Annotated in this window: 12 protein-coding genes; 1 reads left to right on the top strand and 11 read right to left on the bottom strand. The window is 25.9% G+C overall.

Annotation, left to right across the window (positions count from 1 at the left end):
- Positions 1-11: 11 nt before the first annotated feature.
- The 7 genes from pheS to ydiK all read right to left on the bottom strand — a co-directional run bounded on the left by pheS (position 12) and on the right by ydiK (position 7,061).
- Positions 12-995 carry a phenylalanine--tRNA ligase subunit alpha gene (pheS, locus tag U0T63_00605; GenBank protein XBC39346.1) on the bottom strand — a complete coding sequence of 328 codons (984 nt, stop codon included), beginning with the start codon at positions 993-995 and terminating at the stop codon, positions 12-14.
- A 240-nt stretch (positions 996-1,235) separates the two neighbouring features.
- Positions 1,236-1,589 (bottom strand): 50S ribosomal protein L20, encoded by a 354-nt coding sequence (rplT, locus tag U0T63_00600; protein ID XBC39345.1) that lies wholly within the window; start codon positions 1,587-1,589, stop codon positions 1,236-1,238.
- 43 nt (positions 1,590-1,632) lie between these two features.
- Complete coding sequence (gene rpmI, locus U0T63_00595; protein ID XBC39344.1) at positions 1,633-1,830, bottom strand: 50S ribosomal protein L35; 198 nt, start codon at positions 1,828-1,830, stop codon at positions 1,633-1,635.
- Positions 1,831-1,927: 97 nt separating this feature from the next.
- Positions 1,928-2,467: a translation initiation factor IF-3 gene (infC, locus tag U0T63_00590; protein XBC39482.1), complete on the bottom strand. Its 540-nt coding sequence runs from the start codon at positions 2,465-2,467 to the stop codon at positions 1,928-1,930.
- Positions 2,468-2,470: 3 nt separating this feature from the next.
- Positions 2,471-4,399, bottom strand: a complete 1,929-nt coding sequence (gene thrS, locus U0T63_00585; GenBank protein ID XBC39343.1) for a threonine--tRNA ligase — start codon at positions 4,397-4,399, stop codon at positions 2,471-2,473.
- Positions 4,400-4,598: 199 nt separating this feature from the next.
- Positions 4,599-5,645 carry a 3-deoxy-7-phosphoheptulonate synthase gene (locus tag U0T63_00580; GenBank protein ID XBC39342.1) on the bottom strand — a complete coding sequence of 349 codons (1,047 nt, stop codon included), beginning with the start codon at positions 5,643-5,645 and terminating at the stop codon, positions 4,599-4,601.
- A gap of 297 nt (positions 5,646-5,942) precedes the next feature.
- Positions 5,943-7,061: an AI-2E family transporter YdiK gene (gene ydiK, locus U0T63_00575; protein ID XBC39481.1), complete on the bottom strand. Its 1,119-nt coding sequence runs from the start codon at positions 7,059-7,061 to the stop codon at positions 5,943-5,945.
- 397 nt (positions 7,062-7,458) lie between these two features.
- Between ydiK and U0T63_00570 the strand changes: the two genes are divergently transcribed.
- Entirely contained in the window at positions 7,459-7,839 is a 381-nt protein-coding gene (locus U0T63_00570) for an iron-sulfur cluster assembly accessory protein (GenBank protein ID XBC39341.1), read from the top strand.
- Between the two features lie 43 nt (positions 7,840-7,882).
- Here the strand turns inward: U0T63_00570 and tyrS are convergent, their stop codons facing one another.
- The 4 genes from tyrS to rsxG all read right to left on the bottom strand — a co-directional run bounded on the left by tyrS (position 7,883) and on the right by rsxG (position 11,407).
- Positions 7,883-9,157 carry a tyrosine--tRNA ligase gene (tyrS, locus tag U0T63_00565; protein XBC39340.1) on the bottom strand — a complete coding sequence of 425 codons (1,275 nt, stop codon included), beginning with the start codon at positions 9,155-9,157 and terminating at the stop codon, positions 7,883-7,885.
- A 304-nt stretch (positions 9,158-9,461) separates the two neighbouring features.
- A complete protein-coding gene (gene nth / locus U0T63_00560; protein ID XBC39339.1) occupies positions 9,462-10,094 on the bottom strand; it encodes an endonuclease III in 633 nt (210 codons plus the stop codon).
- Positions 10,072-10,785: an electron transport complex subunit E gene (locus tag U0T63_00555; GenBank protein ID XBC39338.1), complete on the bottom strand. Its 714-nt coding sequence runs from the start codon at positions 10,783-10,785 to the stop codon at positions 10,072-10,074. Before U0T63_00555 ends, nth begins: the two co-directional genes overlap by 23 nt.
- Positions 10,778-11,407, bottom strand: a complete 630-nt coding sequence (gene rsxG, locus U0T63_00550) for an electron transport complex subunit RsxG (protein XBC39337.1) — start codon at positions 11,405-11,407, stop codon at positions 10,778-10,780. The genes U0T63_00555 and rsxG overlap by 8 nt, the downstream gene beginning before the upstream one ends.
- Between the last annotated feature and the right edge of the window lie 4 nt (positions 11,408-11,411).

The following is an 11,411-nucleotide window of genomic DNA, read 5'->3' as shown; positions in this document are numbered from 1 at the left end:
TTAAACTCACTTTATTTAAATTGTCTAAGAAATTTTAAATCATTATCAAAAAAAATACGAATATCTGAAATTCCATAAATTAACATAGCAATTCTTTCTATTCCTAATCCAAAAGCGTACCCAGAATACATATTAGAATCAATATCAACATTTCTTAGTACGTTTGGATGTACCATACCACAACCTAAAATTTCTAGCCATTTAAAACTATCTCCAAAAATATCTACTTCAGAAGATAAAAAAGTAAAAGGAAAATAAGATGGACGAAATCGAATATTAATATTTTTATGAAAAAAATAGCTTAAAAACAATTGGATAATCCATTTTAAATTAGAAAAATTTATGTTCTTGTCAATTACTAATCCCTCGATTTGATGAAACATAGGAGTATGAGTCCTATCAGAATCATTTCTATATACTTTTCCTGGTATAATCACTTTAATTGGCAATTTCATATCTTTCATACATCTAATTTGCATATTAGAAGTTTGAGTTCGCAACAAACGATGAGAATCAAACCAAAAAGTGTCTTGATTAGTCCTTGATGGATGATTCTTTAAAATATTTAAAGCATCAAAATTATGATAGTCATCATCTATTTCTTGACCTCTAACTATTTTGAATCCTAATTTTAAAAAAAAATTTTCTATTTCATTAATTATTTTAGTTATAGGATGTAATGTACCTAAATTATTGAAACGACCAGATAAAGATATGTCAAAAAAATGTTCTTTTAATAATGTATTATTAGATAATGTCTCTAATTCTTTCTGAAGTTTATTAATTTTAACTTTTAAATAAGCTTTAAATCTGTTAAGAACAACTCCACATTTTTTTCTTTCATTTAAAGATATGTCTCTTAATAACAATGTTTTCGAAGGAATATAGCCTTTTTTTCCAAAATATTTAGTTTTTAATACATTTAGTTCTTGTAATGTCTTAATACTTTTTATTTCTAATTTTACTGTATTTACTAACTTAGAAAAGTTAAACACCATTTTTTCCTTGTGCTATACTGAAAATTCATTATTAAAGTTTATATAAAATTTTAAAACATAATTTTTGGACATACCAAAATTCTTTGTGTTAGAAATCATTTGAAATAGTACAAAATTATAAAAAATACATAAATATACTATTCTAAATGTACCTAAATTGTAACGTTTTTTACTACTTAACACAAAATATTTCTGAAGTAAGGAGAGATTAATTACTCCCTCCTGACCATAAACTTTTTACAATGCACTTTTCGAATTTTGTATTAACGAATTAAATGTGTTTCTATCAAATAGAGCTATTTCAGATAACATTTTTCTATTAATATTTATTGATGCTTTTTTTAAACCGTATATAAATCTACTATAAGACATTTCATTTTCTCGTACTGCTGCATTAATACGAGAAATCCATAATTTCCTAAATTGTCGCTTTTTTTGACGACGATCACGATAAGCATATTGTCCTGCTTTAATCACAGCTTGATAGGCTGATCTGTAAGTTCTTGATCGAGCACCATAATAACCTTTAGCTTGTTTTAATATTTTTTTATGACGAGCACGAGCAACTACTCCACGTTTGATACGAACCATATCATGCTCTCCTTTTTCTTAATACTATACTTTATAAACCAATTTACAAATAAGGTAAAAAAAGTCGAACCCTACTATTATCTCTATTCGATACTGTTACTTTAAAACGCAAATGACGTTTTTGATCTGAAGACTTCTTTGTTAAAATATGTCGTAAATTAGCTTGCTTACGTTTAAATTTTCCAGATGCTGTTTTTTGAAAACGTTTAGATGCACTACGCAAAGTTTTAATTTTAGGCATGAAAATATTCCAATTTTATATAAATAAAACAAATCTCAAAAAGAAACAAACCATTATTAATTTAATATAAATGTATATGCATACTATATAAAAATTATCATTTTTTCTTAGGAGCTAAAACCATAATCATTTGACGACCTTCAATTCTAGATGGAAACATTTCTACTATAGATATATTTTCTAAATCGTTTTTAATACGATTTAATATTTTAACTCCTATCTGTTGATGAACCATTTCACGTCCACGAAATCGTAAAGTAATCTTTACTTTGTTACTATCTTTTAAAAAACGAGTTACATTTCTCAACTTAACTTGATAATCACTTTCATCAGTTCCAGGACGAACTTTTATTTCTTTTATATTAATAACTTTTTGCTTTTTTCTCTGTTCTTTAATTAATTTGCTTTTTTTATACAAAAATTTTCCATAATTCATAATACGACACACTGGTGGTTCAGAATTTGGACTTATTTCTACCAAATCTACTCCTACTTCCTTAGCTTTACTTAAAGCTTCTTCTAAAGTTACAATTCCAACTTGTTTTCCATGAAAATCAGTAAGACGTACTTTATAAGCACGAATTTCATGATTTATACGATTTGGTTTTGTTATTTGTATTCTTTTTCCGACTTTAATACTTTATTCCTCCCAATAACGTAATGTTCGATTAATAATCTCTTTCTTTAATCTTTTAATAAAATATTGCATATCAACTAATGAAAAAACTTTTCCAAATCTAGTTCTAAAAGTAATTTTATTAGTTAAAACTTCTTTATCACCACAAATCACAGAATATGGAATTTTTTTCAATATCTGCTCTCGAATTTTAAAACCAACTGTCTCATCTCTTATATCTAACTTAACGCGTATTCCTAAAAGATTCCAACTGTTAAATAATGTTTCAACATATTTTATATGACTTCTATTTACGCTAATTAAAACAACCTGAATTGGAGCTAGCCATGTTGGAAAGTTTCCAGAATATTCTTCTATCAAAATACCTATAAATCGCTCAATTGAACCCAGTATCGCTCTATGAATTATTATTGGTGATTTTTTTTTATTATTTTTATCTATATAAAAAGCACCTAAATTAATTGGTAAGTAAAAGTCCAATTGTATAGTTGCACATTGCCAAATTCTTCCTAAGCAATCTAACAATGACAATTCTATTTTCGGTCCGTAAAAAGCCCCTTCTCCACTTTGATATTCAAAGTGTATACTATTTTGCTCTAACGATGTAGCTAAATCATGTTCAGCTCGATCCCATATTGAATCACTACCAATTCTACTTTTCGGACGAGTAGCTAATTTTACCAAAATTTTTCTAAATCCAAACACCTTATACACATCATAAATCATTTTAATGCAATTGCTAATTTCAACTTGAATTTGATCTTTTCTGCAAAAAATATGAGCATCATCTTGTGTAAAATTCCTTATTCTCAGTAATCCATGCAAAGAACCCGAAGGTTCATTTCTATGACAACTCCCAAATTCTGAAATACGAATAGGAAGATCACGATAAGAATTCACAACATTATTAAAGATCTGAACATGGCCAGGACAATTCATAGGTTTAATCCCGTATATATGATTGTCTGAATGTGTCATAAACATAAAATCTTTATAATTATCTAGATGACCACTATCTTTCCAAATTTTTTTATTCATAATTAACGGTGTTTGAACTTCTTGATAATGGTATTCTCTTAATTTTTCGCGTATAAATTTTTTCAATTCTTGAAAAATAATTAAACCATTTTGATGCCAAAAAATCATACCTGGAGATTCTTCCTGAATATGATATAAATTTAACTTCTTAGAAATTTTTCTATGATCTCTCTTTTTAGATTGAACTATATGTTCTAAATAATGTTTCAATTTGTCTGATGTAGCCCAAGCTGTTCCACAAATTCTTTGTAAAATTTTGTTTTCTTTTACACCATTCCAATAAACACCAGAGAACTTTTGTAATTTAAAAAAACGACAAAAAAACACGTTCGAAACTGGAATTCCAACCTGAAAATCAACATATTTTTGATGAAAACACAAAGAAATAGTTTTTTTAATATTATAAGAACTCTTCAAAGTTAATAATTTATAAGTTTCTGAAAAACTTTTAAACGTTTTATAAGCCTCTTTCCATGTCACTTTTTTTATATAAATATCATATTTTCTTCTGCAAATATCTAACATACGAGTTTCTAATAAAACTAAATCTTTGTGTTTAAACGAAAAATTCACGTCTATATCGCAACAAAATCCAGATTCCGTAATAGAGCTATTACAAATTTTAGAATCTGGCCATAATTCTTTTACAGCATATCCTAAAATACAATTGCAAGTATTTCTAATACTGTTCAACAAATCTAGATCATCGTCACAAACTATTTTCATATCAACATCACAATCTATAACAGCATGTTTACTTAAATAAACACCATTTACATAAGCACAAAAATATTTTTTTTCCAAATAAGGAGCGATTTTTTTTACTACTTCTAATACTGAAACGGAATTTTCATATATCAGTTTCTGTTTATCAGATAGTGTAATAATAGGCATTTAAAATCCTTCACTTTATTTGCATTATTTTATATATTTATCAAGAAGAAAATATTACATATAACCTTAATTAAAACAAAAAATCAAATAAAAATACACTATTAGACATCAAGAACATTAAAAATTAACTTTAAAGCTAACTTATTTTGCAACGCAATAAAAAGATACCAATAAAATTCTCTAAATTAGTATCTTAAAATTAAAATCGACTATTTACAGCATTTGACAATTTTTTAATAAGACGTACACTATCATTCCATCCTAAACAAGGATCTGTAATTGATTTTCCATAAATCAATGGTTTTTTATCAATAACTTTTTGAGAACCTTCTTCTATAAAACTTTCAATCATAACACCGAATATAGCTGTAGAACCATCTCTTATTTGCTTAGCTATAGATTCCCCTACATCACATTGACGTCTATGTTGCTTTAAACAATTTCCATGGCTAAAATCAATCATTAAATATTCTAACAAATTAAATTCTTGTAAATATCTCACAGTTAAATCTATATCTCTAGCATGATAATTTGGAGACTTTCCACCGCGCATAATCACATGACCGAATGGATTACCACTAGTATGATTTATAGTCATTTGCCCATGTTTATCAGGCGCTAAAAATAAATGTTTTACACTGGCAGCGCGAATAGCATCTATTGCAATTCTTATATTTCCATCAGTACCATTTTTAAACCCTACTGGACAAGATAATGCAGATGCCATTTCCCGATGAATTTGACTTTCAGTAGTTCGTGCTCCTATTGCGCCCCAACTAATTAAATCAGCTATAAATTGACCAATTACTATATCTAAAAATTCAGTTGCAGCAGGTAATCCGAGTTCATTAATATCTAATAATAATTTTCTAGCAATTGATAAACCATGATTTACGCGAAAACTACCATTTAAATCAGGATCTGAAATTAATCCTTTCCATCCTATTACAGTACGGGGTTTTTCAAAATAAGTACGCATAACTATTTCAAGACGAGAAGAATATTTTTTACGCAATTCATTTAATTTTTTAGCATATTCAACTGCAGCTAAAGGATCATGAACAGAACAAGGACCTATTACAACCAATAATCGCAAATCTGTTCCTGTCATAATATTAGCTATATTTTTTCTAGCATTGATAACAGTATCCATAATATCAGAAGTAATAGGATATTTTTGTGCTAACTCGAATGGAGTAATCAATGGATCAATCCGTATTGTTCTTAACTCATCTGTCTTCTTCATATTTTTTCTAAATATACCTCGTACTATAAATTATAACTAATAAATATTAACCATAAACTCCTAACAAAATTTTTCAAATCATATCAAAAAACGATACTAATTTTGTTTTAATACTAAAACAAGAACCCATACATATATGTTACTTTTCTTCTAAAAAACAAATTTTTTAAATGTTGTAAAACATATTTTAAAAATTTTAATACTTTAAATATACTTAAATCAAACACCTGAAAAACATAATACCAACAAAATTAAAATATATTATTTTATGTTAATAATACAATTACACAAATACTATTAATTCTTTTTTTTAGTTTTACTTCTTAGCAAAAAATATTTTACCGATTCTTTTGAAAAAGAATTAGGAGCTGGAATTTCATCCATCCAAGACGATATTAGACGATATGATATCACTAAAACTACTGGTCCAATAAATAAACCAATCATCCCAAATGCAATTAAACCCCCTATAATTCCAGATAATATTAGTACAGTTGGAAAATCTGCACCAACACGTATTAACATAGGACGTAATATATGATCTAAAACACAAACTACAAAACTCCAAATAAGTAAAACCGTTCCCCATGTAGTATCACTATTCCAATACAACCATACGATTGCTGGTACTAAAATAGGTAATGGTCCTAATTGAATTAAACAAAAAATAATTATTAACATCATTAATAAAGAAGAATACGGAATCCCAGAAATTGCTAATCCTATTCCTCCTAACATACCTTGTACTAATGCAGTGACAACCACACCTAATGCTACTGCTCTAACTGCTTGCCCTGCTAAAAGTACTACTGCATCCCCAGAACGAGATCCTAAACGCAATGCGAAATGTCTAATAATATTTCTCATTTTCTCGCCATTCCAATATAACAAAGAACTAAAAATTAACATCAAAATTAAATGTATAACAAATCTTCCAAAATGTCCTACCTGAACTACAAAAAACTCAGTAGTTTTTCCCATATATGGTTGCATTTTAGCAATCAATTCAGAACCACCCTCATTTAAAAGTTTTTGATAACTAAAAAACAACTTATCACCAACAATAGGGATATCTCGTAACCAATTAAAATCCGGAAATTGTAAATTATCTGAACTTAACCAACTAATTATTGCAGAACTATTATCAATTAAACTATTTACTAAACACACAATAGGAATAATAAAAATTAGTAATAAAATAATAATCATTGCTACAACAGCACATGCTCTACTCTTCCATAGTAAAAATTGTAATTTTAAAAAAATAGACCAAGTTGCTATTACAACCATACTAGCCCAAGCAAACCCTAAAAAAAACGGACGCATTATCCACAGACTAGAAAATATCATAATTAAAATAAATATTAGAGAAAAAATAGTTTGAGGTAAATCTATACTTTCTCGCTTATTTTGCATACGAATATTATACCTTTGTATTTTCTTAATCATTACATAAGTGATATACTATCAGATAGTCAAATATCATACCTTAAAAATACATAATAATGAAATTATTAAAATATTTCCGAACAAATTTACAAATTAATTTTTCTGTATATAAATATTTATATATCAAATACACAATAAAAAGTTATGTTTAATTTAAAAACTACATAGATTATGATACTTAAACTTAAAATTTTACTAAATAATGTAAATAAAAATTATTATACTATTTAATTATATATATTTATATGTTTAAATACTTCTAAACGTTTTAGCAATATTTAATATTTTCTGAAATTATTTTATTATAAAAATAAAAACTAATAACACTACACTATTACATTTATAGAATTCCATAAAATAAAACATGAAAAAAAACTATTACTTTACACTATTTCCAAAAACAAAAACCATCATAAACCCAATAAAAGGAATAAAAATAAGTTATAGAGCTGAAAAACAAATGTACAAACTAATAAAGAAGAACAAAAAAATAGGAATTGAATTAATAATACAAAATTCAGGATGTGCTGGAATGAAATACCATATGAAACTAATAGAGAAAACAAACCTTTCTGACATTATATTTGTATCTCCAACAATATTGATACTTATAAACCAAAAATTTTTATCAATATTAGATGGAACGATAATAGATTATATTAAAAAAGGAATAAATTATAACTTTCAATTTAAAAATGAAAAAATTAAAGATTTTTGCGGATGCGGAGAAAGCTTTAACATATAAAAATTATCTTTTTCTAACACATACAAAGATATGTAATATTGATTTATTTAATCCAACATATTAAACAAAAGTATTTTTTTCCTCTAGAAATTAAAGTGTATTTTCCAAATAAAATATCACGATTTGAAAAAACGTACATAACATTATCTTGCTTAACATAATTAACAGAAATAGCGCGTGAAGCAATCATATTTCTCGCTTGAGTACGAGAAGAGGCTAAACCAGAATCAACCAAAACTTGCTGTAAATCCCTAATACTTGATATTCTAATTGAAGGAATACCATCCTGCTCTAATTGAAAAAAATCTGATTTTTTCATTTTATGTAAATCGCCATAAAATAAACATGATGATATACGTTTAGAAGCTTTAACTCCTTCTTTTCCATGAACTATGTTTGTTAAATAATCTGCTAAAAATACCTTAGATTTATTTAATTCTATACTGTTACAAGAATGTTTTATTTCATCTATCTCTGATATATTAAGATTGGTAAACATTTTTAAAAATTTTTGTACATTACAATCAGATGTATTAATCCAATATTGATAAAACACATACGGACTAGTCTTTTTTCTATCTAACCATATAGTATTTTGTTCTGTTTTTCCAAATTTTGTTCCATTTTTCTGAGTTAATAACGGCAATGTTAAACCATATACTTCATTTTTGTACAACCTTCGAATTAAATCAACTCCAGATATAATATTTCCCCACTGATCTGATCCTCCAATTTGTAAAATAACATTGTATTTTTTATATAAAATAGAAAAATCATAAGCCTGTAACAAATTATACGAAAATTCTGTAAATGAAATACCTACATCTGAACGGTTAATGCGTCTTTTAACTGCATCTTTAGAAATCATTTTATTCACAGAAAAATATTTTCCTATATCACGTAAAAAATTTAATAAAGATATGTCTTTAAACCATGCATAATTATTTATTATTTTTGCACTAAAAGCATTACAATGAAAATCTAAAAATAAAGAAATTTGATTAAAAATAGAAGTACTCCATTTATCAATCAATTCTATTGGATTCAACTTTCTTTCAGAAGTTTTAAAACTAGGATCTCCTATTAAACTAGTGGCACCACCTATTAAAACAATAGGCTTATGCCCTGCATCTTGAAATCTCTTTAAAAAAAGTAATGGCAAAATATGACCTACATGTAAACTATCTGCAGTCACATCAAAACCACAGTATAAAGAAATATTTCTATTTAAAAGTATAGACATCAATTTTTTTTCACTAGTAAGATGCGCTATCAAATCTCTTTTTTTAAGCTCATATACCAAGTTAACTTGAGTCATACAATTCCTTTCATATTAAAAACATAATTTAAAAAACTATTGTTAAAATAATAATCAAAACTATTTTAAAATAAAACTATTTATATTAACTATTTATTGAATTTAATCATATTAAAATATTTTACTATTTTAAAAACTTAACTTTAAAATCCAAAAACTCCACTGTTCATATTACATTTTTCAAAAACTATTTTATTAACATTACTCGCTCTTAAAACATATTATATGCACTTTAAAATTTGTATACAAAATTTTTACATCACTATAAACAGTTAACATTTAACATTTTAATGTTAATAAAAATTTACATACATTTTTTATTAAATTGACAAAAATTACTGATAAAACACTCAGAACAATTTGGAACTTTAGATTTACATACATAACGACCGTGCAAAACAAACCAATTATGAAAATACAATTTAAACTTTTTTGGAACTATTTCAAGCAATTTTTTTTCTGCAAAAAAAACTCTTTTCTCTTTAATAAAACCTATCCTATTACATACCCTAAGTACATGAGTATCTACTGCAATAGTATTTTTTTTAAAAACATAATTTAAAATAATATTAGCAGTTTTTCTTCCTACTCCAGGAAGAGACAATAAATCAGAAATGGTATTTGGTATTTTACCTTGATATTTATTTATTAAAATATCACAAGTTTTAAAAATATAAATAGATTTTCTATTAAATAAACCTAATTCTTTAATATAGAATTTAAAATTTTCTAATCCAAGTGACAAAATAGACTCAGGAGTATTAGCTAATATATATAACTTTTTAGTAACTTTATTTACCATGCGATCAGTAGATTGTGCTGATAAAATTACCGAAATTAACAATTCAAATTCAGAAGAAAAGTTTAATTCTATTTTTGGATCAGGATTAATTTTAGAAAAAATTGACAAAATTTTATTTAATTGAATATTTTTCAACGTTATTACTTTTCTCTTTTAATAAAGATCGATTTAAATATGCATTATGTAAATTAGAATTAATCATTTGATCTATAAAGTTTTTCCCAGCTAAAACAAATCCTAAAATCATGAAAGCCCCAGATGGATATAAAAAAAATAACAAAATGTGATCAATATTAATAACTTTTATATAAAGAACCTTAGACCATGATCCTAATAAATATTCCGAACCGAAAAATAGTGTTCCATTTCCAAAAATTTCTCTAATAGAACCTACTAAAAACATCACTATAGTAGATCCTAAACCTATAAACAATCCATCTAACAATGAAATCCATACAGAATTATTAATAGCTATAGAATCAGCTCGTCCACATATGACGCAATTAGTTATAATTAAAGGGATAAACACACCTAAAGAACGATATAAATTTATTGAATATGCATGAATTAACATATCACAACAACTCACAATAGAACTCACAATCATGATATAAATAGGAATTCGTATATCCTTAGGTATCCAAAATCGAAGCATAGATACTATTACATTTGTAATAACTAAAACAAGTGTAGTAACAATTCCTAATCCTAGCGCATTAATAACACTTGTAGTTACTGCTAAAATAGGACATAATCCTAATAGTTGTACTAGCAATGAATTATTTTTCCATATTCCATAACTCAAAATTTTAATAAAACTATTCATGATAAGGTTCACAATGTTTAAAATTCAAATTTTTAAATGTTGTTTCTTTAAATAAATTAACTATTCGTTTAATAGCATTAATAATCGACAACGGAGTAATAGTTGCTCCTGTAAACTGATCAATCACTCCGCCATATTTCCTTAAAAGGAAATGGGGATCATTTTGCCCCAAAACAGTTATACCAGAAAATTTAGAAATCCAATCGGAAATATGAATGTCAATTTTATCACCTAATCCTGGAGTTTCATGATGTTCTAATACACGTACTCCTAAAATAGTATTATTTAAATTTAAAGACACAATTATTTTAATATCTCCTGAATATCCATCCGGAGCAATAGCTTCAAAGATTACTGCTATTAAATTTTTATTTTTTTTAACTGTCCAAAATTTATGATCTTTATCATCTCCTAAAAGCTTATTATGTATTAAATAACATGAAATTTTTGAATTTCTAGAAAACTTTTTAGGAAGAACAGCATCTAAAACTTTTTTTTGATAATTGTTTGTTTGAAAAATTATTTTAGATTTAGTAAATATATATACTAAAATAACACTATTTACCGAAAAAATAGAAATAAAAAATAACTTTATTATAATAGAATTATTGTTGTTTAACATATAA

Origin of the sequence: Buchnera aphidicola (Nurudea shiraii) (genome assembly GCA_039829955.1) — a bacterium.
Classification (GTDB): domain Bacteria; phylum Pseudomonadota; class Gammaproteobacteria; order Enterobacterales; family Enterobacteriaceae; genus Buchnera_B; species Buchnera_B aphidicola_AY.
Note: the sequence above shows the minus strand (reverse complement) of the source record. Positions and strands in the feature narration are given on the sequence as shown.

Excerpts from the sequence above, each read along its gene's own strand:
- ydiK (XBC39481.1), bottom strand. The coding sequence starts at position 7,061 with ATGCAAAATAAGCGAGAAAGTATAGATTTACCTCAAACTATTTTTTCT.
- U0T63_00570 (XBC39341.1), top strand. The coding sequence starts at position 7,459 with ATGAAAAAAAACTATTACTTTACACTATTTCCAAAAACAAAAACCATC.
- rpmI (XBC39344.1), bottom strand. The coding sequence starts at position 1,830 with ATGCCTAAAATTAAAACTTTGCGTAGTGCATCTAAACGTTTTCAAAAA.
- rplT (XBC39345.1), bottom strand. The coding sequence starts at position 1,589 with ATGGTTCGTATCAAACGTGGAGTAGTTGCTCGTGCTCGTCATAAAAAA.
- U0T63_00580 (XBC39342.1), bottom strand. The coding sequence starts at position 5,645 with ATGAAGAAGACAGATGAGTTAAGAACAATACGGATTGATCCATTGATT.
- thrS (XBC39343.1), bottom strand. The coding sequence starts at position 4,399 with ATGCCTATTATTACACTATCTGATAAACAGAAACTGATATATGAAAAT.
- rsxG (XBC39337.1), bottom strand. The coding sequence starts at position 11,407 with ATGTTAAACAACAATAATTCTATTATAATAAAGTTATTTTTTATTTCT.
- U0T63_00555 (XBC39338.1), bottom strand. The coding sequence starts at position 10,785 with ATGAATAGTTTTATTAAAATTTTGAGTTATGGAATATGGAAAAATAAT.
- tyrS (XBC39340.1), bottom strand. The coding sequence starts at position 9,157 with ATGACTCAAGTTAACTTGGTATATGAGCTTAAAAAAAGAGATTTGATA.